The sequence below is a fragment of the Demequina phytophila genome (genome assembly GCF_000971135.1).
Lineage (GTDB): Bacteria > Actinomycetota > Actinomycetes > Actinomycetales > Demequinaceae > Demequina > Demequina phytophila.
Genome location: NZ_BBLW01000002.1, coordinates 56,183 through 77,174 on the forward strand (window position 1 = coordinate 56,183; position 20,992 = coordinate 77,174).

The following is a 20,992-nucleotide window of genomic DNA, read 5'->3' on the forward strand; positions in this document are numbered from 1 at the left end:
ACTAGGGTAACCGAGATCCACCCCGTACGGCAAACCCGCGGCGCGGGCGACCCCGGGAGGGGATGCGCTCGCTGTCGGCGGGCCGTGCCACGATAGTACGCGAGCGGCGACCCCGCGCCGTGTCCAGTGCCGGAGGTGACCCGTGAGCGAAGCGCATGCCCTGCGCCGCTGGCTCGGGTCCGGGATGGACGCCGTGCGCCACTCGCGCGGCCGGCTCGACGCCATCAACGTGTTCCCCGTCGCGGACGCGGACACCGGCACCAACGTGTACCTCACCCTGCAGGAGGGAAACCGCGCCGTCGCGCGCCTTCCCGCCGACGCCTCGCACCGCGACGTCGCCGCGGCGTTCGCCCGCGGCGCGCTCATGGGCGCCCGCGGCAACTCGGGGGTGATCCTCAGCCAGTACCTCAGCGCGCTGCTCCGCGTGATCGACGCCAAGGGCGGCCTCGAGAGCGTGGACGCGCGCGGGCTGTCGCTGGCGCTCGGCCGTGCGGCGGAGGCCGCGTACGCCGCCGTGGGCGCGCCGGTCGAGGGCACCATCCTCACGGTCGCCCGTGCGGCCGCACGCGCCGCGCAGCCGGCGGCCGCCGGAGGGGGGTCGCGTGAGCAGGTCATCGTCGCCGCGGTCGACGGCGCCCGCGACGGGCTCGGCCGGACCACCGAGCAGCTGCCCAGCGCGCGCGCCGCCGGAGTGGTCGACGCCGGCGCCGCCGCGCTGGTGCTCCAGCTCGAGATGCTCGCCGAGGCCATCGCGGGGGAGGGCGCGCTCGCCGACCATCCCGCCGTCGCGTGGGAGCTGCCGGGTCGCCGGCATCGGGTGGTGCAGCCGGGCCACGCGAGCCACGGCGACGAGGACGGCGGCGAGTATGAGGTGATGTTCGTCGCCGAGCGCGAGGAGGACACCCGCGCGGGCCTGCTCGAGCGCCTCAAGGCCATCGGCGACTCGGTCACCGTGACCGCGGCGCACGGCCTGGTCCAGGCTCACGTCCACACCGACCACCCCACGCGCGCCGTCGCGATCGCGGAGGAGCTCGACGCCCACCAGATCGTCGCCCGCTCCATCACGATGAGCACGGTGCAGGACCGCGCCGCGACCGGTGTGGTCGCGCTCACCACGTGCCCTGGCCTCGCCGAGCCGCTCGCGGACGCGGGCGCGGTCGTCCTGGTGGTCCCCGATCCCGGCGCGCTGCGCAAGCGGGACCTCAACCGTGCCGTGCGCGACGCCTCGGGTGCGGAGGCGATCGTCGTGGCGGGAGACCCCTCGCTCCTCGCGACCGCGCGCGCCCTGGCGGACAAGCGAGGCAAGCCGCGCCTGGTGGTGATCGAGGCGTCCCACGAGGCGCACGTCATCGCCGCCGTGGCCGCCTCCGCCCTCGCGACGCCGGGGGAGGACGTCGCGGCGCTCATGCGCGACGCCGTGTCCGCCACCGCCGTGGGGCAGAGCACGGGAGACGCGCTCGACGAGGATCTCGACACGCTCGTGGGCCCCGGCACCGAGGTGGTGACCCTGGTGCTCGCGCGCGGCATCGACGAATCCGTGGGGGACGAGGCCCGCGCGTCCGTGGAGGCGCGCTCCCCGGGGGCTGAGCTCGCCGTGTACCCGGGCGGCCAGGAGTGGCCTCCCATCCTCATCGGCGTGGAGTCGGCGCCCGCATGACGGCACGTCTCGAGGAGCCTCTCGCCACCGTGTTGGGTGCCCGCACGGCCGGGTCCCTGGAGAAGCTCGGCCTCGCCACGGTCGGCGACCTGCTGCGCCACTACGCTCGCCGCTACGGCGCGCCCGGCGAGCTCACGCCCCTCGCGCAGCTGCGCGAGGGCGAGCACGTCACCGTGATGGCCCAGGTGCGCACCGCGACGGTGCGCCAGATGCGCTCCCGGGGCGGCGCCATGCTCGAGGCGGTCGTCACCGACGGGCGCGACAGCCTCCAGCTGACGTTCTTCGCCAAGCGGGCGGGGGTGCTGCGCATGCACGAGGACAAGCTCCGCCCGGGCCGGCGCGGGCTCTTCACCGGCACCGTGGGCGACTACCGCGGGCGCCGCCAGCTCACCCACCCGGACTACGTCATCGTGGGCGTCGACGCCGCCGACGAGGACCAGGCCCTCACCGAGGCGTCCCGGCCCATCCCGCTGTACCCGGCCGCCGCAGCGGTCCCCACCTGGCGCATCGGGCGGGCGGTGCGCGCCGTCCTGGACCCGCTCACCGAGGCCGACGTCCCGGACCCGCTTCCGGAGGAGCTGCGCGAGCGTCGCGGCCTGCCGACGCTGCTCGAGGCGCTGCGGCTGGTCCATGTGCCCGAGTCGGAGCAGGACCACCGCCGCGGACGCGAACGGCTGCGCTTCGAGGAGGCGCTGGTGCTCCAGACCGCTCTCGCGCGACGGCGCGCGGATCACGAGGCGCTCGCGGCCGCGCCGCGGCCGGCGCGCTCCGGCGGACTGGTCGAGGCGCTCGATGCGCGCCTGCCCTACCGGCTGACCGATGGTCAGCGCGAGGTGGGCGCGACCATCGCGGCGGACCTCGCGCGCGACACCCCCATGCTGCGCCTTCTCCAGGGCGACGTGGGCGCGGGCAAGACGGTGGTCGCGCTGCGCGCGATGCTGCAGGTGGTCGACGCCGGGGGACAGGCCGCGCTGCTCGCCCCCACCGAGGTGCTCGCCGCGCAGCACGCGCGCTCGCTGCGGGCGCTGCTCGGACCGCTGGCGGACGGCGGGATGCTCACCGCGGCGGATGCCGCCACCCGCGTCACTCTCCTCACGGGCTCGCAGGGCTCGCGGGAGCGCCGCACCGCGCTCGCCGAGGCCGCCTCGGGTGCCGCCGGGATCGTGGTCGGGACGCACGCGTTGCTGAGCGAGACCGTGCAGTTCGCGGACCTCGGCCTCGTGGTGGTCGACGAGCAGCACCGCTTCGGGGTCGAGCAGCGCGACGCCCTGCGGGAGCGCGGGCGCCAGGTGCCTCACACGCTGGTGATGACCGCGACCCCCATCCCGCGCACCGTCGCGATGACGGTCTTCGGCGACCTCGAGACGTCGGTGCTGAGTGACCGGCCCGCAGGGCGGCAGGAGACCGTGACGCACCTGGTGCCCGCCGGCAACGCCGCCTGGATCGACCGCGTGTGGGCGCGGGTGCGCGAGGAGGTCGATCGCGGCGGTCGCGCCTACGTGGTGTGCCCTCGCATCGACGGCGACACCGAGGAGGAGGCCGAGGAGGTCCCGGTCGACGCGGCCGCGGGGGACGATGCCGCGGCCGGCTCGGACGGCCCGGCTCGCCCGCCGCTCGCGGCGGTCCTCGAGGTCGCCGAGCTGCTCGCCGGGCACCCCGGTCTCGCGGGAGTCGGGATCGGGATCATGCACGGCCGCCTCGCGGCCGACGAGAAGGACGCGGCCATGGCGAGGTTCGCGTCGGGTGCCGCGCCCGTGCTGGTCGCGACCACGGTGATCGAGGTGGGCGTCGACGTCCCGGAGGCGACCGCGATGGTGATCCTCGACGCGCAGCACTTCGGCATCTCCCAGCTCCACCAGCTGCGGGGCCGCGTGGGACGCGGCGACCGCGCGAGCATCTGCCTGCTGGTGTCCCACGCGGAGCCGGGCAGCGTCGCGCACGAGCGGCTGTCGGCGTTGGCGGCCACCACCGACGGCTTCGCTCTCGCCGAGAAGGACCTCGAGCTGCGCCGCGAGGGGGACGTCCTGGGTGCGGCGCAGTCGGGCGGGCGCAACTCGCTGCGCCTGCTGCGGGTGGTGCGCGATGCGCGGGTGATCGAGGAGGCGCGCGAGGAGGCCGCCGCACTGGTGGCGGCGGACCCGACCCTCGCGACGTGGCCGGCGCTCGCGGACGCGCTCACCGACTCGCTGGACCAGGACCGCGAGGACTTCCTCAGCCGGTCGTGAACCGCCTCGGCGTCATCACCAGCAGCGCCTCGGGCATCACCTCGGCAGAGAACGCCCGCGTGGTGCCCTCGGTGTCGCCGTCGATCTGGAACGGCACGTCGCGGTCGAGCTCGACCTCCACGCGCCTGCCCGCGGTCCGCCGCATAGGGGAGCGGCCGCCGCGGCGCGCGATCGATCCCACCAGGCGCATCACCATGCCCTCGAGACCGTCGCCGCTGGCGACCAGCACGTGGAGCCTGCCGTCCCCGGCCTCGGCGTCGGGAAGGAGGTTGATGCCGCCCTGCAACCGCCCGACGTTGCCCACCAGGGCCATGACGGCGCGCCCGTCGTGCACCTGGCGGCCATCCACGGTCACCTTCGCATGGAACGCCTCCGAGCCGACCTGGCGGATGCCGGCGACCACGTACGCGCCCCCCTTGACCAGCTTCTTGAGGCGCGGATCGGTGTCGCGCATGATCTGTGCGTCGAGTCCCACGCCCGCCATGACCGCGAACTCCGCGGAGTCCTCGCCCATGCTCCAGCGGATCATGTCGATCGCGCGCGGCGTGCCGTGCAGGGCGACGTCGAGCGCGTCGTCCTCGTCGAGGGGGATGCCCAGGTTCCGGCCGAGGAGGTTCCCTGTGCCGGCGGGGATGACGGCGACGGGCACGCCGGTGCCCGCGAGGGCGGCGCACACGGCGCGCACCGTGCCGTCGCCGCCGGCGACCAGCACCAGGTCCGCCCCCTTCGCCAGCGCCTCGCGCGCCATCCCGTCGCCCGGGTCGTCCTGCTCGGTCTCCAGCCACAGAGGCGACTGCCAGCCGTCGCGCGTCATCGCGAACGTCACTCGGCGGCGGAAGGACTCGATCTCGAGGATCTTGGTCGGGTTGTAGATGACCGCGGCGCGGCGACCCGGCTGCGCGGCGCGGCCGCGGCCTAGCGAACCGGAGATGGCCTCGACGCCGCTCCACCACAGCGCCGCCGTCGCGACCACCACGCCGAACAGCCACCCACCCACGGAGTCCGAGAGGTGGACGGTGCCCATCGCCCACTGGCTGACGACCGTGAGCAGCACGATCGCGCCTCCCCAGAGGCGCACCCGCACGCGGGCGCCGGTGGAGCGTCGTTGCGCGTTCGCGATGGTCACCAGCAGCCAGACCAGGATGGTGACCGCGAGGATGTGCCCCGACGGGTACGAGTACCCGACCGCGGAGATCGAGTCGTCGAACGCCGACTCGGGCCGAGGACGGTGCACCAGGACGCGGTTGAGCTGCCAGAGGGGGAATCCGAGCGCCGCGATCGCGAGCGCCGCCGCGAGGTGCCGCTGTCGCCGCCGCAGCGCGCGTCCCGCGAACGCGAGGGCGAGGATGAGCACGAAGACGGGGTTGGTGAAAAGGGCGATGCCCTCGACCAGCTGACCCGCGTACGAGCGCGGGTCGAGCAAGGTCGCGGGTTCCGGCAGCCACGTGTCGACCGTGCGGTCGGCCCACCCTGACACCACGCCCCACGTCCACAGCAGGTAGGCGCCGAGCGCCACCGCGAATGCGGTCGGCTCGAACGCGCGGCGCGGCGCCCAGGGCTCCTCGCGGGTCGTCACGACGTCGCCAGGTCGCGGTGCCGGAAGCCGCGGAACCCCACCCCGCACAGCAGCGCGCCCACGAGCGCGACCACCGCGAGTCCGCCCCAGCTGTAGGCCGACGTGGCGAGGTGGGGCACGTGGTAGTACGGGCTGATCCCCAGGACCCAGTCGTCGAGGCCGAACGTGGGACCGAGCAGCGTGAGCGCGAACGAGATCACCACGCCCGCCCACGCCGCGATCGCGAGCCGAGGGCGCGCGCCGACCACGGCGATCGACACGGCGACGACCGTCCACACCGCGGGGACGGTGACGAGCGCCTGCCCGAGCGCCTCGCCGAACGTCACGCCGATGTCGGCGCCGGACGCGAACGACGCGATGACGAGGCCCGCGATGGTGAGGAACACGGGCGCGGCGAGCAGCGCGACACCCACGTGCGCGGCGTAGTAGCGCGGCCGGGACACGGGCGTCGCGATGAGCGGTTCCACGCGGTCCTCCATCTCCTCCTTGCGGACGCGCAGGACCATCTGCACGCACGCGATGGAGGAGATGATGCCAACCAGGCTGATGATCGTCGCGAGGAACGCGCCGAACAGGTCCTCGGGAGTGGTGGCACCCGCCGCGAGGATCTGCGCGATGCCCTCGTCCGCGGACAGCAGGTCCGTGATCGCGGTGGTGAAGTAGCCGAACACCGTGCCGAGCACCCCGAACCCGACCGCCCACGCGATCAACGAGCCGCGGTTGAGGCGCAGCGCGAGCGCGAACGGCGACCGGGTGCGGCCGCGCGCGGGCCCGGGTGCCGGCGCGATCGCGCCCTGCCCGAAGTCGCGCCGCGACTGCAGGACGAACGCGACCGCAAGCGTGACCGCGGTCAGCGCGACCGCGAGCCCGAGGGGCGCCCAGCTGTTGTCGACCGACGGCTTGGTCTCGGTCATCCATGCCAGCGGGTTGATCCAGATCGCCCAGTCGGCGGCCTCGACCGAGTACGCGAACCCGCGCAGGATGAACAGCGTGCCGAACGTGGCGACCGCGAGGGAGCTCGACGCCCGCGCCTCCGCTCCCAGCTGCGACGTGACCGCCGCGATGCCCGTGCCCATCCAGCCTGTCGCCGTGAAGGTGGCGCTGAGCAGCGCGGTCGACTCGACACCGCCGCCGCACGCCCATGCCACCAGGAACGAGACGACGCCCACCACCACGGACATCACGAGCCCCATCGCGACGGCCGTGAGCAGGCGCGAGGACCTCCCGAGGACGCCCGAGGCGAGCAGCTCGGCCTGCCCCGAGTCCTCCTGACCGCGGGTGGCCCTCGTCACCACGAAGATCGCGCCGAGCGCCGTGAACAGCCCGCCGAGCGCGAGTGCGCGCCACGCGTTGAAGCCGTCCGCGGTGCTGAGGTCGAAGGCGGGCCCGAAGATCAGCCCGAGCGCCGGGTTGGAGCCGACGAGCGTCGCGAGGCCCTCGCGGTCGGCCTGGGTGGGGAACACCCACGGGTAGACCAGCACGGAGGAGGCGGACAGTGCCGTGACGATCGCGATCCACGGCGCGAAGCTGCGTGCCTCGTGGTGGAGCGAGGCGCGCAGGAGGCGTGGTGCTCCCGTCACGGCGGCCGGTGCGCTCATCGGGCGCCTGCCGCGTCGCCCTCGTCCTCGTAGAGGCGCAGGAACAGGCTCTCGAGCGACGGGGGAGCCACGGTGAGCGACTCGAGCCCGTAGGGCGCGAGGGCGGACATCGCCGGGCCGATGCCGTCGGCGTCCACCGTCGCGGTGAGACGGGCGCCGTCGAGGTGGACGTCGTGCAGGGCCGCGAGGTCCGCGGCGGCAGGGGTGCGGGTGAGGGTGGCGTGCACGCTCGTGCGCGCGTTCCCGCGGATCTGTGCGAGGGTCCCGGTCTCGACGATCCTGCCCGCGCGGATGATGCTGAGGCGGTCCGCGAGGGTCTCGACCTCCGAGAGGATATGGCTGCTCAGCAGCACCGTGGTGCCGCGCTCCTTCGCCTCGCCCAGCACCTCCTGGAACACGTTCTCCATGAGGGGATCGAGCCCTGACGTGGGCTCGTCGAGGATCAGCAGCTCGGCGTTGGACGCCAGCGCGGCGACGATCGCGACCTTCTGGCGGTTGCCCTTGGAGTACTGGCGGCCGCGCTTGGTGGGGTCGAGCTCGAACCGCTCGACCAGCTCGTCGCGGCGTGCGTCGTCGAGGCCGCCGCGCAGCGACCCCAGCAGGTCGATCGCCTCGCCTCCGCTCATCGACGGCCACAGCGCGACGTCTCCCGGCACGTACGCGAGGCGCTGGTGCAGCTCCACGACGTCGGACCACGGGTCCCCGCCCAGCAGCCGGGCGGTGCCGCCGTTCGCTCGCAGGAGGCCCAGGAGCACGCGGATGGTGGTGGACTTGCCGGCGCCGTTGGGGCCGAGGAAGCCGTGCACCTCGCCTCGCGCCACGGACAGGTCGAGCCCGTCGAGCGCCGTGAACCTGCCGAACCTCTTGACGAGCCCCTGGGTCTCGATCACCTGTGCCGTGTCGGGCATGGCGCCTCCATGGTCGCGCGGTCCGCGATCTGCGGGCCTCCTGCCATTCAACTCCACCCGTCAAGAATTCCACAAGTGAGGAATGAGGGCGTAGCCTGGCGCGATGGAGGCACGCGACCGCGGCACGACCCGCCGCTCGCCGGGGCGCCGTCCCGGGCCGAGCGAGACGCGGCAGGCGATCCTCGACGCCGCGCTGCGCGCGTTCTCCACACGCGGGTTCCGCGGTGCCTCGCTGCGCGCGATCGCGGCGGACGCGGGCGTCGACCCCGCGCTGATCCGGCACTTCTTCGGCGACAAGGCGTCGCTCTTCGCCGCCGCGGTCGCGGACGGCTCCGACGTGGTCGCCCGCCTCGTTGGCGCGTTCGAGGGCGGTGGGCCGGACCTCGGCCGCCGCGTGGCCGACGCCTACCTGCGTCTGTGGGAGGACCCCGAGACGCTCGCGGTGCTCCGTGCGATCCTGGGAACCGTGCTGACGTCCCCCGAGGCCATGCCCCCGCTGCGCGACATGATGCTCGCGTCCGTGGCTGTTCACGCGCCCGGGGGAGCCGGGTCCGCGGGCGTGATGCTCGCCGCGTCGCAGCTGCTCGGCCTCGCCGTCATGCGGCACATCCTCCAGGTGCCCGCATTGGCCACCCTCGACCGCGAGCATGTGGTCGCGATGGTCGCGCCCACCATCGACCGTTACCTGGCGACGGAAGCGGCCGCCGGGTGAGGCACCTCGATGTGTCGCGCGGGCTCCGCATCGTCTGCGGAGGCCAGAGCGGCGTGGACCGGGCCGCGCTCGAGGCGGCCGCCGTGCTCGGCCTCGACTACGGAGGCTGGTGCCCTGCCGGCGGGTGGGCCGAGGACCTGCCCGAACCGCCGGGCGTCCGCCGCCTGTACCCCCTGCTCAGGGAGACGCCCTCCGCGGATCCGGCGGAGCGCACCGCGCTCAACGTGCGCGAGGCGGGAGCCGTGCTCGTGATCGTCGCCGAGGGGGCATCGTCCCCGGGTACCGGGGTGACGCTCCGGGAGGCCGAGCGGCTCGGCCGCCCGCTCGCGATCCTGCCGATGTCCCTGTCGCGGCCGCTCGAGGGCGAGAAGGCGGCGCGCGACACGCTCGCGCGGCTTCTCGGGGAGGTCACGGGCACGCCGCCCACGCTCGACGTCGCGGGGCCCCGCGAGTCCGAGGCGCCGGGGATCCGCGGCGCCGCGCGCGAGCTGCTGGTCGCGCTGCTGGGCCCCTTCGCCCGCTGACGGGGGGACGATGCGACGGCTGGCACACCGTGCCGAGGTCCCGCGTGAGAGCGTTTACAGTTTTCTGCATGACGGAAGCCATCAGCGCCGATCGTCAGCTGTCCGCCCTCCGCGATCTCGCGGGGCGCGAGCTGTCCCAAGGGATCCTGCCGTTCTGGGAGGCGCACGCCTTCGCGCCGGACGGCACCCTGCGGGGCGGCGTCAGCGACGATCTCGACTATCTCGACGACCTGCCGCGCCACGCCGTGCTCGCCGCGCGGATCCTGTGGACCTTCTCCGCGTCCGCGCAGGCCCTGCCCGAGCAGCGCGAGCGGCACCTCGCCACCGCGCGTCGCGCCCTCGACCTGCTCACCGGCCCGATGTGGGACACCCAGCACGGCGGCGTGTACTGGTCGCTCGCAGCCGACGGCGTCGTGCTCGACGACCGCAAGCAGGTCTACGCGCAGGCCTTCACCGTGTACGGGCTGTCCGCCTGGGCCCGCGCGACCGGGGACGAGGACGCGCTCGACCGTGCCCTCTGGCTCGCCGGGGTGCTCGACGCGACCGCGCGCGACCTCGAGTACGGAGGCTACGTCGAGGCGCTCGCGCGCGACTGGTCGCCCACGGCCCGGCTCGCGCTGTCGGAGCTCGACCCCGACGTGCCCAAGTCGATGAACACCAACCTCCACGTGCTCGAGGGCCTCACGGAGCTGCTGCGCGCCTCCGCCGACCTCACCGTGCGGGAGTCCCTCGAGACGCTGCTGCGCACCACGCTCGAGTGCATCGTCCGCGAGGCGCCGTTCGCGCATTGTGCGCTGTACTTCGACGAGACCTGGGAGCCCAGCTCCGACGGCGTGTCCTACGGCCACGACATCGAGACCTCGTGGCTGCTGTGGGACGCGTGGGAGGCGCTCGCGGCCCACGGCGTCGAGGATGCCGACCTCGAGTGGCGCGCCCGCGAGGCGTCGCTGGCGCTGGCCGAGGCGGTCAGGCACGAGGGTGTGGATCCCGACGGCGCGGTCCTGTACGCGGGCACGCACGCCGGGCCCACGGACCGCGACCGGCACTGGTGGCCCCAGGCCGAGGGCGTGGTCGGCTGGCTCAACGCCTTCCAGCTGGGAGGGCGCGCCGAGGACCGCCGCGCCGCGATCCGTGCGTGGGACTTCATCGAGACCCACGTCAAGGACCACCGCAACGGCGAGTGGTTCGCGCGGCTCGACGCGAGCAACCGTCCCCTCACCGGCGGGACGGGGGACCTCAAGATGGGGCCGTGGAAGTGCCCGTACCACAACGCCCGCGCATGCCTCGAGGTGCTGCGCCGGATCGAGTCCTGACGCGCGCCGCGGCCGCCCTCGCCGGGGCGGCCGCGGGGCCCGCGCATCGTCCCCCTAGGCTGGGGATGTGACCAGGATCATCGCGGGCCGCTGGGGCGGCCGTCGCCTCGCGGTGCCGCCGCGCGGCACCCGCCCCACCACCGATCGCGTGCGCGAGGCGGTGTTCAGCCGGCTCGACCACGGCGACCACCTGCGCGGCGCGCGAGTCCTGGACCTGTTCGCCGGCTCCGGGGCGCTGGGCTTCGAGGCCGTGAGCAGGGGAGCGGCTCACGCGACGCTCGTCGAGGCCGACGCGCGTGCCACGGCGGTCCTGCGCTCCAACGCGCGTGACCTGGCGGCAGGGTCCAGCGTCACCGTGGTGAAGGAGCGTGTGCGCCCGTTCCTCGCCCGCGAGGGCGAGGCGTGGGATGTGATCCTGCTGGACCCGCCGTACGACATCCCGCGCGCCGAGCTCGCGCAGGTCCTCATGGCGGCCGCCGCGCGGCTGGTACCGGCAGGCCTCGTCGTGCTCGAGTGGTCGACGCGCGCGGGCGACGCGCCCTGGCCCGAGAGCCTCGACGCGGTCGCTTCGAAGGCCTACGGCGAGACCGCCATCCACTACGCGCGCGCCGCCGCACCCGAATTGGACGGCGGTACGGACGGCGGTAGCGTCGACGCATGACCACCGCAGTCTTCCCCGGAACCTTCGACCCGGTGACGTGGGGCCACGTCGACATCGCCACGCGCGCGCGGTCGATGTTCTCGAGGGTCGTCCTCGCCGTCGCCCACAACTCCACCAAGACGCCGCTCCTGGACCTCGAGACCCGGGTCGCGCTCGCCCGCCGGGCGGTCGAGCCGCTCGAGGGCGTCGAGGTGGTGCCGGTCGAGGGCCTGCTGGTCGACTTCTGCAAGGGGATCGGCGCGGGGGTGATCGTCAAGGGCCTGCGTGGCGGCGCAGACTACGACTACGAGCGGCCGATGGCGCTGATGAACCGTTCGCTCACCGGCATCGAGACGGTGTTCATCACGGGCGACAACGCCCTCAGCCATGTCGCATCGTCCCTGGTGAGGGACGTGGCGCGGCACGGCGGCGCCATCGGGCGATACGTACCGGACGGCGTGGTCGACGCGGTGTCGGCCGCGCTCGCGGCCGAGCGCGGCTGACCGGGCGCCGGGCGGGCTCCGGGCCGCCCGTCCCGCGCGCGTGAGAGGATGACACCCCGGCCCTCCCGATGAGTTGGCCGAAACCGCCCGCATCGCGTACAGTTGTGGGCTGGCCCTGCCGACAGGCGAGGCCGAGGTCCCCGCGGACCGGAACGACCAGGAGGCGCGTGTGGCTCACACTTCACGCCCTGCACCCTCGCCGTACACCTTCTCTGTTCGAGACATCGTGCGGCGCCCAGGCGCGCAGCGACTCGTCTCCGAGGTCTTCCCGGCCCCCGCGGTCCTCGGCACCGATCTGATCGCAGTGCCCGAAGGCGCGGAGGTGCGGCTCGACCTGAGCCTCGAATCCGTGCAGGAGGGCATCTGGGTCTCCGGAACCGTCAACGGGACGGCGATCGGGGAGTGCGGACGGTGTCTGGACGAGGTGCGACGGGAGATCGCCGCGCCGGTCCATGGACTGTTCGAGTACCCCGACTCGCGTACCGCCGGCGAGGACGAGACCTCGGAGGACGTGTTCGAGTTCGACGGTGAGAACCTGGAGCTCGAAGAGGTGGTGAGGGACGCGGTGGTGACAGACCTCCCGTTCACGCCGCTGTGCAGCCCGGACTGCCCGGGGCTGTGCGACCAGTGTGGCGCGCGGCTCGCGGACGACCCGGACCATGCGCACGAGGTGCTGGACCCGAGGTGGGCCGCACTGCAAAGTTTGACCGACGAGAAAGAGAGTTAGCCGTGGCTGTTCCCAAGCGCAAGATGTCGCGCAGCAACACGCGTGCACGTCGCTCGCAGTGGAAGACGACCGCTGCCGACCTTTCGACGTGCCCCCAGTGCAAGGCCGACAAGCTGCAGCACACCGCATGCCCGTCGTGCGGCGCCTACAACGGGCGTCAGTACGTCGAGGCGCTGCGCACCGAGCACGCTGGTTGAGGCACCACGCCTCCCGGCGTGACCGACGAGCATGAGCATCCCAGGGCAGCAGGCAGCTGACGCCCTGACCAGCAGGTTGGGTGTCCACGTGGACCCCGACCTGCTGGTGCTCGCGCTCACCCACCGTTCGTTCGCGTACGAGGCCGGCGGCCTCCCCACGAACGAGCGCCTGGAGTTCCTGGGCGACTCCGTGCTCGGCATCGTCGTCACGGACCGCCTCTACCACGCGCACCCCGACCTGCCCGAGGGCGAGCTCGCGAAGATGCGGGCCGCCTGCGTGTCGCAGCGGGCGCTCGCCGTGGTGGCCCGCGAGATCGGCCTGGGCCCGTGCATCCTGCTCGGCAAGGGCGAGCGCGCCACCGGCGGCAACGACAAGGACTCGATCCTGTGCGACGCCTTCGAGGCGATCCTCGGCGCCGTCTACCTCACGCACGGCATCGACACCGCGCGTGACGTGATCCTGCGGCTCGTGGGGCCCAGCCTCGCCGCCGCCGCCACGTCCGGCGTCGCTCTCGACTGGAAGACCTCGCTGCAGGAGGCCTGTGCGGAGCGCGGCCTCGGCAGCCCCGTCTACGAGGTCACGGGCGAGGGCCCCGACCACGCCCGCCTCTTCACCGCGACCGTGCTCATCGCCGGTGAGCCCAAGGGCTCCGGCACCGGCACCGCGAAGAAGCACGCCGAGCAGGACGCCGCCGCGGAGGCCTACGCCGCCGTGACCGCGGCCTGACGCGCCGCTCGCGGCCGCGAGAGCATCCCGGTGCCCGAGCTCCCCGAGGTCGAGACGGTCCGTCGCGGCCTCGCGTCCCTGGTGACGGGCGGGCGCATCGATTCCGTCGACATTCGCCGCGACTCGTGCGTGCGCCTGCTGCCGGGCGGCCCCGCGGAGTTCGCCGCCGAGGTCACCGGCCTCTCGCTGTCGCGTCTCGTGAGGCGCGGCAAGTTCCTCTGGGCGGAGCTCGCCCCTGCGCCGGGGGACGATGCCCCCCTCCTCGCGCTCTCGGCTCACCTGGGCATGTCGGGCCAGTTCCGCGTCCACGTCGACGCGCCCGAGCCGCACCGGCACTGCCGCGCGCGCCTCACCCTGTCCGAGCCCGCGCTCACCCTCGACTTCCTCGACCAGCGCACGTTCGGGTACCTGCACGTCGAGCCGCTCGTGCCCACGCGCGACGGCGGTCCCGGCGGGGAGGGCACCCCGCTCGCGCTGCTGCCGGCCTCGGTCGCCCACATCGGCAGGGACGCCCTCGATCCCGCGTTGGACGAGGCCGCGGCGGTGAGGGCGCTCCGGCGCGGGACGCGCGGCATCAAGCAGGTGCTGCTCGACCAGACCGTGGTGAGCGGCATCGGCAACATCTATGCGGACGAGGCGCTCTGGCGCGCACGCGTCCACCCGGAGCGTCCCGCCCGGGCCCTCAGCGCATCGTCCGCGCGCGCGCTGCTGGACGCGACGCGCGACGTGATGGGCCGCGCGCTCGACCAGGGCGGCACGTCATTCGACGCGCTGTACGTCAACGTGAACGGCGAGTCCGGCTACTTCTCCCGCTCCCTCGAGGCGTACGGCCGCGCGGGGGAGCCGTGCGCGCGCTGCGGCGCGCCCCTCTCGCGGGCCAGCGTGGGAGGGCGATCCACACACTGGTGCGCGCGCTGTCAGCGACGCTGGGCGCCGCGCGCGTCCTCCCCGGCGCGCTGACGCGGTGCGGGTCGCGCCGCCCGCGCGTCCCGCGGGTCCCGGGTCCTGGGACCGCGGTAGCATCACCCTTATGTCTGACATCACCGTGCTGGTCCTCGACGACCACGAGGTCGTCCGCCGTGGCATCTGCGACATCCTCGAGCGCGCGGACGGCATCGCCGTCGTCGCGGAGGCCTCGACGGTCGCGCAGGCCGTGCGTCGCGCGGAGGCGGTGCGGCCCCAGGTGATCCTGTCGGACCTGCGCCTGCCGGACGGCACCGGCCTCGACGTGATCAACCACGTGCGCGGCAAGCTGCCCGACACGCGCGTGGTGGTGCTCACCAGCTACGACGACGACGAGGCCCGCGCGGCCGCCCGCAACGCCGGCGCGGACGTGTTCCTCGCCAAGACGGCCGGCTCGACCGAGGTGCTCCAGGCCGTGCGCGACGCCGCATCCGGCCGCGAGCACGGCCAGCACATCTCGGTCCACGAGGACGACGTCATCGCGCGCCTCACCCCCATGGAGCGCCGCGTGCTCGACCACGTGGGCGCCGGGCTCGCGAACCGCGAGATCGCGGAGAAGCTGGGCATCGCGGAGAAGACGGTGAAGAACCACGTCACCAGCGTGCTCGCGAAGATGGGTCTCCAGCGCCGCACCCAGGTGGTCGCGTGGGCGACCGCCAAGCGCGCCCACAGCTTCCGCGGCTGAGCGGCTGGCTCGCGCGCGACCAGGTTCCACACGGGATCTGCAAGTGCGGCACTTCTACCCGCGGTTTGCAGCGCGAGTGGCACGGCGGGAGCGGTCCCAGCGCGGTCGTCGTGTGGGGACTGGTCGGGGACGGAGCGAGCCGGAGGTTAGCCCGCCGCCTCGACGTTCCACTCGGCGACGGTCCCGGGCCGGCTCGATCCGGGCCGTGACGGCGCGAGCGTGAAGGTGCCGTTGCGGCGCAGCGCCCGGTTGGCCAGGTTCGAGGTACCCGAGTGGCGGTTGGTGGCGCCGCCGGGGCCGATCCCATCGTCGACGACGGTGACGGCAAGCCGCCCGCCGGCGCCGGAGATCTCCATGTACACGCTCGTCGCCTGCGCGTGACGGGCGACGTTGGACAGCATCTCGCGCACCACCGCCACGAGGTCGTCGGACAACGACGGCTCCCCGCCGATCGCGTGCGACACCTCGCCCCAGTCGACCTGCGCGCGCGGGGCGAAACCCATCGAGTCGGTGGCCATCACCATCTCGCGCCGGATCCGCTCGGAGATGGGCTCGGCCGTGCGCTGCCCGGCGAGCGAGCTCATCACGCCACGCACCTCGTGCTGCGCGCGCTTGACGTGATCGAGGGTGCGCGTGAGGCGCGCGGCGAGGCGCGGCTCCACGTCGTGGGTGATCGCCTCGATCTGCATCGCGGTGGCGAACAGCTCCTGGGACACGAAGTCGTGGAGGTCGTCGGCGAGGCGCTGCCGTTCCTCGAGCAGCGTGGTCTTGCTCTTCACATGCGACAGCTCCGCGACGGACAGCGCCATCGCCGCCTGCGTCGCGAACCGCTGCGCGATCTCCAGATCCTCGGCGGTGAAGGACGCCATCCCGCGGTCGCGCCACAGCATGAGCAGTCCCACGGGACGGTGCTCGGCGCTGAGCGGCGCGTAGAGGGTGGGCCCGAAGCTGCGCACCACGTCGAGCACCGTGTTGCCCGGCGGCTCCGAGGAGATGACGCCCATGCCGGACTCGATGACCTCGATGGCGCGGCCCTCGGGCGGAAGCTCGAGACCCAGGAGCTCGCCCGACTGCGGGCCAGCCGTGATCTCCATGGTCCACGTGCCGTCGACGCCGGGCAGGACCAGCGCGACGTTGACGGCGCCGGCCAGGTCCTTCGCGGACGCGACGATGGTCTCGAACACCTCCTCGTCGCCCGGGTCCGCCAGCAGCGCCGTGGTGATGTCCTGCGACGCGGTGAGCCAGCGCTCGCGCGCCAGCGCCTTCTCGTACAGCTGCGCGTTGTCGATCGCCACGGATGCCGCGGCGGCGAGCACCTCGACGGCCGCCTCGTCCTCCGCCGTGAACTCGCCCGGCTTGCTCGCGAGGTACAGGTAGCCGAACACGCTGCCACGCACCTTGAGCGCGGTGCCGAGGAACGATCCCATGGGCGGGTGGTGCTTGGGCATGCCCTGGAACGCGGGGTGCTTGGTGAGGTTTGCGAGCACCAGGGTGCCCTCGTCGGGGATCTGCCCGAGCACGCCCACGGCGTTGGGTGCGCGCTTGATGTGCGCCCACACGCCCTCGGCCATCCCCTTGTAGTGGAAGTCGACGCTGATGCCCTCGTCGTCGAGCACGTTGATCGCGGCGTATTTCGCGCCGGTCTGCTCGATGAGCGCCGTGAGGAAGCGGTCCAACGTGTGCGCGAGGTCCAGCTCGAGGTTGAGCGAGACGATCGCGTCCGTCATGGCGTCGGACAAGCGCGCCTCCTTCCGGGGTTCAGTCATCGAGGCTCACCACCGCATCCGCCAGGTCGAGGAGGGTCAGATCGTGGGTGACGAGGACAACCGTACGGCCCTCCGCCCGCATCCGTGACACCAGGGCGCGGAGCGCGTCCGCCCCCGCGTCGTCCAGGTGCTCCGCCGGCTCGTCGATCAGTATCACCGGGGCGGGAGCCAGGCCGGCGCGGGCGAGCAGCAGGCGGCGCCGCTCGCCGCCCGAGACGGAGCGCCCGCCGGTCCCCAGCTCGGTATGCAGGCCTGCGGGCAGCCCTCGCACCCAGGCGTCGAGGCCGACCACGCCGAGCGCGTCCCACGCCTGCTCCTCGGTGACGTCGCCGCGCGCGACGCGGAGGTTCTCGAGGACGGTGGTGCCGAACACGTGCGCGTCCTCAGCCGTCATCGCGACCGTGGTGCCCGTGTGGGCCGGCGAGGCGGGCACGCCGTCGACCGTCACCGCGCCCGACGCCGGCGGCAGGGCGCCCGCGACGGTGGTGAGCAGCGTGGTCTTGCCCACGCCGGACCGGCCGACCACGGCGAGCACGTGACCAGGTCCCACAGCGGCCGTGACGGGCCGCGTGGGCTCCATCCCGGGCCACGCGACGCTGAGCGCGTCGAGCGCAAGGGACGATGCGGCGGGCACCTTGCGCACGGCCGGCGCCGGGTCGGCGGCCTCCCGGTCCGCGAGCTCGGCGAGGCGGCGCGCCGCGGCGGCGGACCGGAAGTACTGCATCACGGCGGCCGGGACGGCGCCGACGGCCTCGAACGCGGCGAGCGGCAGCAGCGCCACCACGGCGGCGCCGGGGCCGTCGAGGTCCCCGTTCCGCACCGCGAGCACGCCCAGCGCCACCAGCGCCACCAGCGCCACGCCCGAGAAGAGCGCCTGGAAGCCGGCCGCCCACGCGGCAGGGCGGGCGGCGAGCTCGTGCGCCTGCTCGGCATCGCGATCCGCGGTCCGCAGGGCGGCCGCCGCCTCTGCGCCCGTGCCCCACACGCGATGCTCGGTCGCGCCGTCCATCGCGGACAGCGACGCCGCCGTCACCTCGACGTGGGCGCGCGAGCCGGCATCGGCCGCGATGCGCGCGGACCGTGCGGTGAGGAGCGCGGGCACGACACCGGCCAGGATGAGGCACGCCGCCAGCGCGATCCCGGCGATCGGCAGGAGGGCGGCGACGATCGCGATCGAGATCGCGGACACGGTCGCCGCGACGCCGAGCGGCACGATCGCGCGCACCACCGCGTCGCCGATCGCGTCGAGGTCTGCTCCCATGCGGGCGACGATGTCGCCGCGCCGCAGCCCGAGGACGGTGCGCGCGCCCGAGCTCGCCAGCCGGTCGTAGGCCCGCTCGCGCAGGGTCACCACGCCGCGCAGCGCCGCGTCGTGCGACGCGAGCCGTTCGAGGTAGCGGAACAGCCCGCGCGAGACGCCGAAGAACCGCACGATGGTCGCGGCGAGCGCGACGTCCGCGGGGGAGGGCATCTGCGCGGCCTTCGCGATGAGCCACGCGGCGACCGCGGACAGCCCCACGGCGGACCCGAGCGCCATCGTGCCGGCGAGCACGGCCCGCACGATCGCCCAGCGGCTCACGCCCGTGTCGCGGATCGCCTCGCGCAGCAGCGCCGGGTCGGACCGGCGGCGCCCGCTCACGAGGCCACCTCGAGGCGCGTCGCGGTGACCTCGACCACGGCGTCGGCTGCGGCGAGCACCTCGTCCTCGTGGGTGGCGACCACCACGGTGGCGCCGGCGTCGGCGAGCGCGCGCATCCCTGCGATCACCTCGGCGCGGGACGCGCGGTCGAGGTGCGAGGTCGGCTCGTCGAGCAGCACCACGGGGCGGCCGGACTCGAACGCGCGCGCCAGCGCGCGTCGCTGACGCTGCCCGAGAGACAGCGTGCGCCCCTCGGGCCCGAGGTCCGGACGCTGAGGCACCCACGCGACCTGGGCGAGCCAGGAGGACTCCTCCGCCGTGGCATCGTCCCGCTGCACGGTGACGTCGCCCACGGCGACGGTGCCCGCGTCGGGCGCGAGCAGCCCGGTGAGGGCGAGCAGCGCGGTGGACTTGCCCTCGCCGTTGGGGCCGCGCAGCGCCGTGATCGCGCCGGGCGCGGCGGTGAAGGTGAGCGCGCCGGGTGCGAGACGGGTGCCGTCGGGGGTCGCGACGGCGAGAGCCTCGACGGTGAGGACGCGGCCGCGCGCGTCCGGCGCGGGGCCCAGCGACGCGCGCGAACGGGCCCGGTCCTCCTCATCCAGCAGCGAGAACGCAGCGTCCGCCGCGGCGAGGCCGTCCGCCGAGGCGTGGAAGTGGGTGCCGACGTTGCGGATCGGCAGGTACACCTCGGGCGCGAGCACCAGCACCGCGAGCGCGGTCTCGATGCCGATGTTCCCGTCGATGAGGCGGAAGCCCATGGTGACGGCGACGATCGCGACCGCGAGCGTGGTGAGCAGCTCGAGCACCATGCCCGACAGGAACGCGACGCGCAGGGAGCCCATGGTGGCGCGACGCTGCGCGTCGCCGAGCTCGCGCACGCGCGCGGCGGGACCGCGCTCGCGGCCCAGCGCCTTGAGGGTCGGCAGTCCCTCGATGAGGTCCAGCGTGCGGGCTCCCAGCCGCTGTATCGCCGCGAGGTGCGCCGCGGAGCGCTCCTGCGTGACCAGCCCGACGAGGACCATGAACACCGGCACGAGCGGCAGCGTCGCGACCACGATCACCGCGGACAGCCAGTCCAGCCCGAGCACCACCACGATCATCACGGGCGTCACGGTGACCGCGAGGGCGAGCTGGGGCAGGTAGCGCACGAAGTAGGGGAGCAGGTCGTCGAGGCCGCGCGTCACGAGCGTCGCGACCTCTGCGGTGCGGCCGCCGGCGGACCAGCGCGGGCCGCGGGTGGCGACGTGCTCGACCACCATCTCGCGCAGCTGGGAGATCACCTGGACGCCCGCGCGGTGCGCGAGCCGCTCCTGGAGCCAGGCGACGCCGGCGCGGGCGGCGACCACGGCGCCCAGGATGGCGAGGCCGGTCGCGAGGGTGCGGGCGCCTTCCGGGACGATGAGGCCCCACCAGTGCAGGCCGTCGTCGGCGAGCGGGACGGGGGACAGGATCGGCGCGAGGAGCCGGGCGATGACGAGGGCCTGCACCAGGATGAGCAGGGCCGTGACAAAGCCCAGGCCCGCCGTCACGAGGATGTGGCGGCGGGCCGGGCCGATCCGGCGGACGAGCCGCGGATCGAGGGGCTTCATCTAGGCGTTCGTCTTCCTCTTGGGGAAGAAGGTCAGCTCGCTGTGCTCGGGGATGTGCTCCATCGACAGGCGCTTGCGGAACACCCAGTAGGTCCACGCCTGGTAGAGCAGCACGATCGGCGTCATCACGACCGCCACCCAGGTCATCACCGTGAGCGTGTAGTCCGTCGAGGAGGCGTTGTCGACCGTGAGGGAGTTGGCCGGGTCGATCGCGGGCATCACGTTCGGGTACATCGAGCCGAAGATCAGCACCACCGCGCCGACGATCGCGACGGCGTTGGCGACGAACGCGAACCCGAAGCGGCCCTTGACGGTCGCGAGCCACGCGCCCACGAGCGCGACGGCGGCGAGCACCACGGCGCCCCAGGTCCAGGTGTTGCGCGAGTAGGCGAGCTGCGCCCACACGGCCCACACGCCGGCGACCACGATCGCCGCGACGGACGCCTTGCGGGCGAACGCCTCGGCGCGCTCGCGGATCTCGCCGTCGGTCTTGAGCGACAGGAAGATCGCGCCGTGCGACAGGAAGATCGCGAGGGTCACCAGGCCGCCCAGCAGGGCGAACGGGCTGAGCAGGTCGAAGAAGTTCCCCACGTACTGGTGGTCGGCGTCGAGGTTGACGCCGCGCACCAGGTTCGCGAATGCGACGCCCCACAGGATCGACGGCACCCAGGCGGAGCCGATGATCACGTAGTCCCAGCGCGTGCGCCAGGTCTGGTCGTTGATCTTGCCGCGGTACTCGATCGCGACCGCGCGGACGATCAGCGCGACCAGGATGAGCAGCAGCGGCAGGTAGAAGCCGGAGAACATGGTGGCGTACCACTCGGGGAACGCCGCGAACGTGGCGCCGCCGGCGGTCAGCAGCCACACCTCGTTGCCGTCCCACACGGGGCCGATCGTGTTGAGCACCACGCGACGGCCCTTGTTGGAGCGGCCGATGATGGGCATGAGCATGCCGACGCCGAAGTCGAAGCCCTCGAGCACCAGGTAGCCGGTCCACAGGACCGCGATGAGGATGAACCAGAAATCTGCGAGTTCCATGAGCG

Annotated in this window: 19 protein-coding genes; 12 read left to right on the top strand and 7 right to left on the bottom strand. The window is 73.8% G+C overall.

The window, feature by feature from the left end; genetic code table 11:
- Positions 1–142 precede the first annotated feature (142 nt).
- Both AOM01_RS02990 and AOM01_RS02995 read left to right on the top strand, forming a co-directional pair.
- Entirely contained in the window at positions 143–1,657 is a 1,515-nt protein-coding gene (locus AOM01_RS02990) for a DAK2 domain-containing protein (RefSeq protein ID WP_156155804.1), read from the top strand.
- Positions 1,654–3,882 carry an ATP-dependent DNA helicase RecG gene (locus AOM01_RS02995; protein WP_062288795.1) on the top strand — a complete coding sequence of 743 codons (2,229 nt, stop codon included), beginning with the start codon at positions 1,654–1,656 and terminating at the stop codon, positions 3,880–3,882. Before AOM01_RS02990 ends, AOM01_RS02995 begins: the two co-directional genes overlap by 4 nt.
- Here the strand turns inward: AOM01_RS02995 and AOM01_RS03000 are convergent.
- From AOM01_RS03000 to AOM01_RS03010, 3 genes are read right to left on the bottom strand one after another with little or no spacing between them, the layout of a single operon-like run.
- Positions 3,869–5,458 carry a bifunctional phosphatase PAP2/diacylglycerol kinase family protein gene (locus AOM01_RS03000; RefSeq protein ID WP_062288797.1) on the bottom strand — a complete coding sequence of 530 codons (1,590 nt, stop codon included), beginning with the start codon at positions 5,456–5,458 and terminating at the stop codon, positions 3,869–3,871. The two genes, AOM01_RS02995 and AOM01_RS03000, sit on opposite strands and share 14 nt — an antisense overlap.
- Positions 5,455–7,056 carry an ABC transporter permease gene (locus AOM01_RS03005; protein ID WP_062288800.1) on the bottom strand — a complete coding sequence of 534 codons (1,602 nt, stop codon included), beginning with the start codon at positions 7,054–7,056 and terminating at the stop codon, positions 5,455–5,457. Before AOM01_RS03005 ends, AOM01_RS03000 begins: the two co-directional genes overlap by 4 nt.
- On the bottom strand, positions 7,053–7,964 hold the full coding sequence (locus tag AOM01_RS03010; protein WP_062288803.1) for an ABC transporter ATP-binding protein: 912 nt from the start codon (positions 7,962–7,964) through the stop codon (positions 7,053–7,055). The genes AOM01_RS03005 and AOM01_RS03010 overlap by 4 nt, the downstream gene beginning before the upstream one ends.
- A 103-nt stretch (positions 7,965–8,067) precedes the next feature.
- Here AOM01_RS03010 and AOM01_RS03015 point away from each other — a divergent pair, with 103 nt between their 5' ends.
- The 10 genes from AOM01_RS03015 to AOM01_RS03060 all read left to right on the top strand — a co-directional run bounded on the left by AOM01_RS03015 (position 8,068) and on the right by AOM01_RS03060 (position 14,955).
- The gene (locus tag AOM01_RS03015) at positions 8,068–8,676 is read left to right on the top strand and encodes a TetR/AcrR family transcriptional regulator (protein WP_062288806.1); all 609 of its coding nucleotides are present in this window, start codon (positions 8,068–8,070) and stop codon (positions 8,674–8,676) included.
- The gene (locus AOM01_RS14325; RefSeq protein ID WP_062288808.1) at positions 8,673–9,200 is read left to right on the top strand and encodes a YpsA SLOG family protein; all 528 of its coding nucleotides are present in this window, start codon (positions 8,673–8,675) and stop codon (positions 9,198–9,200) included. The genes AOM01_RS03015 and AOM01_RS14325 overlap by 4 nt, the downstream gene beginning before the upstream one ends.
- Before the next feature lie 68 nt (positions 9,201–9,268).
- Positions 9,269–10,513: an AGE family epimerase/isomerase gene (locus AOM01_RS03025; protein ID WP_062288811.1), complete on the top strand. Its 1,245-nt coding sequence runs from the start codon at positions 9,269–9,271 to the stop codon at positions 10,511–10,513.
- Between the two features lie 67 nt (positions 10,514–10,580).
- Positions 10,581–11,174: a 16S rRNA (guanine(966)-N(2))-methyltransferase RsmD gene (gene rsmD / locus AOM01_RS03030; RefSeq protein ID WP_062288813.1), complete on the top strand. Its 594-nt coding sequence runs from the start codon at positions 10,581–10,583 to the stop codon at positions 11,172–11,174.
- The gene (coaD, locus tag AOM01_RS03035) at positions 11,171–11,656 is read left to right on the top strand and encodes a pantetheine-phosphate adenylyltransferase (RefSeq protein ID WP_062288816.1); all 486 of its coding nucleotides are present in this window, start codon (positions 11,171–11,173) and stop codon (positions 11,654–11,656) included. Before rsmD ends, coaD begins: the two co-directional genes overlap by 4 nt.
- A 226-nt stretch (positions 11,657–11,882) precedes the next feature.
- The gene (locus AOM01_RS03040; protein WP_228374197.1) at positions 11,883–12,383 is read left to right on the top strand and encodes a YceD family protein; all 501 of its coding nucleotides are present in this window, start codon (positions 11,883–11,885) and stop codon (positions 12,381–12,383) included.
- 2 nt (positions 12,384–12,385) lie between these two features.
- Positions 12,386–12,580, top strand: coding sequence for a 50S ribosomal protein L32 (rpmF, locus tag AOM01_RS03045; protein WP_062288819.1), 195 nt, complete (start codon positions 12,386–12,388; stop codon positions 12,578–12,580).
- Between the two features lie 31 nt (positions 12,581–12,611).
- Positions 12,612–13,307 (top strand): ribonuclease III, encoded by a 696-nt coding sequence (rnc, locus tag AOM01_RS03050; RefSeq protein ID WP_062288822.1) that lies wholly within the window; start codon positions 12,612–12,614, stop codon positions 13,305–13,307.
- A 30-nt stretch (positions 13,308–13,337) separates the two neighbouring features.
- A complete protein-coding gene (gene mutM, locus AOM01_RS03055) occupies positions 13,338–14,267 on the top strand; it encodes a bifunctional DNA-formamidopyrimidine glycosylase/DNA-(apurinic or apyrimidinic site) lyase (protein WP_062288825.1) in 930 nt (309 codons plus the stop codon).
- Positions 14,268–14,337: 70 nt separating this feature from the next.
- Entirely contained in the window at positions 14,338–14,955 is a 618-nt protein-coding gene (locus AOM01_RS03060) for a response regulator (RefSeq protein WP_062288828.1), read from the top strand.
- Between the two features lie 146 nt (positions 14,956–15,101).
- Here the strand turns inward: AOM01_RS03060 and AOM01_RS03065 are convergent, their stop codons facing one another.
- Genes AOM01_RS03065 through cydB form a run of 4 tightly spaced genes read right to left on the bottom strand, consistent with a single transcriptional unit; the run spans position 15,102 to position 20,987 of the window.
- Complete coding sequence (locus tag AOM01_RS03065) at positions 15,102–16,694, bottom strand: sensor histidine kinase (protein WP_062288831.1); 1,593 nt, start codon at positions 16,692–16,694, stop codon at positions 15,102–15,104.
- A gap of 19 nt (positions 16,695–16,713) precedes the next feature.
- Positions 16,714–18,360, bottom strand: coding sequence for a thiol reductant ABC exporter subunit CydC (gene cydC / locus AOM01_RS03070; protein ID WP_228374198.1), 1,647 nt, complete (start codon positions 18,358–18,360; stop codon positions 16,714–16,716).
- The gene (locus AOM01_RS03075; RefSeq protein ID WP_062288834.1) at positions 18,357–19,949 is read right to left on the bottom strand and encodes an ABC transporter ATP-binding protein/permease; all 1,593 of its coding nucleotides are present in this window, start codon (positions 19,947–19,949) and stop codon (positions 18,357–18,359) included. The genes cydC and AOM01_RS03075 overlap by 4 nt, the downstream gene beginning before the upstream one ends.
- Positions 19,950–20,987, bottom strand: a complete 1,038-nt coding sequence (cydB, locus tag AOM01_RS03080; RefSeq protein WP_062288836.1) for a cytochrome d ubiquinol oxidase subunit II — start codon at positions 20,985–20,987, stop codon at positions 19,950–19,952.
- Between the last annotated feature and the right edge of the window lie 5 nt (positions 20,988–20,992).

Excerpts from the sequence above, each read along its gene's own strand:
- AOM01_RS03060 (WP_062288828.1), top strand. The coding sequence starts at position 14,338 with ATGTCTGACATCACCGTGCTGGTCCTCGACGACCACGAGGTCGTCCGC.
- cydB (WP_062288836.1), bottom strand. The coding sequence starts at position 20,987 with ATGGAACTCGCAGATTTCTGGTTCATCCTCATCGCGGTCCTGTGGACC.
- rnc (WP_062288822.1), top strand. The coding sequence starts at position 12,612 with ATGAGCATCCCAGGGCAGCAGGCAGCTGACGCCCTGACCAGCAGGTTG.
- AOM01_RS02995 (WP_062288795.1), top strand. The coding sequence starts at position 1,654 with ATGACGGCACGTCTCGAGGAGCCTCTCGCCACCGTGTTGGGTGCCCGC.
- AOM01_RS03005 (WP_062288800.1), bottom strand. The coding sequence starts at position 7,056 with ATGAGCGCACCGGCCGCCGTGACGGGAGCACCACGCCTCCTGCGCGCC.
- AOM01_RS03010 (WP_062288803.1), bottom strand. The coding sequence starts at position 7,964 with ATGCCCGACACGGCACAGGTGATCGAGACCCAGGGGCTCGTCAAGAGG.
- AOM01_RS03075 (WP_062288834.1), bottom strand. The coding sequence starts at position 19,949 with ATGAAGCCCCTCGATCCGCGGCTCGTCCGCCGGATCGGCCCGGCCCGC.
- AOM01_RS03025 (WP_062288811.1), top strand. The coding sequence starts at position 9,269 with ATGACGGAAGCCATCAGCGCCGATCGTCAGCTGTCCGCCCTCCGCGAT.
- AOM01_RS03015 (WP_062288806.1), top strand. The coding sequence starts at position 8,068 with ATGGAGGCACGCGACCGCGGCACGACCCGCCGCTCGCCGGGGCGCCGT.
- coaD (WP_062288816.1), top strand. The coding sequence starts at position 11,171 with ATGACCACCGCAGTCTTCCCCGGAACCTTCGACCCGGTGACGTGGGGC.